1 protein-coding gene is annotated in these 382 nt (G+C 62.6%); it reads right to left on the reverse strand.

Features of this window, described 5'->3' with window-relative positions; translation table 11 throughout:
• On the reverse strand, nucleotides 1-382 hold a 382-nt coding region (locus EOA86_RS38320; RefSeq protein ID WP_206630306.1), incomplete at both ends, for a B12-binding domain-containing protein.

Consider the following 382-nt stretch of genomic DNA (forward strand, 5'->3'; position numbering starts at 1 on the left):
ACATTCATTCCTGCCATCAAAGGACCTTCGATGACATGCAGCGGGCGCTCGGCGGCAAGTCGCGCTTCGTCCGTGTCCGCGTCGATGAATTCGGTGATGCCGTTGACCAGTGCGTGCGAAATGCGCTGGTCGACAGGCCAGTCGCGCCAGGCGAGATCGCGTTCCTGCGCCTCCTTGCCCGCTGTGCCCTTGAAGCGTTCGGCGAGTTCCAGCATGCGTTCGGTCGCTGTGCCGCCGCCCTTCGGCTGACGGTTGTTGACGACGTCCTCGCAGGCTTCGCGCAGTTCCGGATCGATGGACTCGTAAACGGCAAGCTGCCCGGCGTTGACGATGCCCATGTCCATGCCGGCCTGGATGGCATGATAAAGGAACACGGCATGCA

The organism is Mesorhizobium sp. M5C.F.Ca.IN.020.32.2.1, assembly GCF_004023105.1.
Lineage (GTDB): Bacteria > Pseudomonadota > Alphaproteobacteria > Rhizobiales > Rhizobiaceae > Mesorhizobium > Mesorhizobium wenxiniae.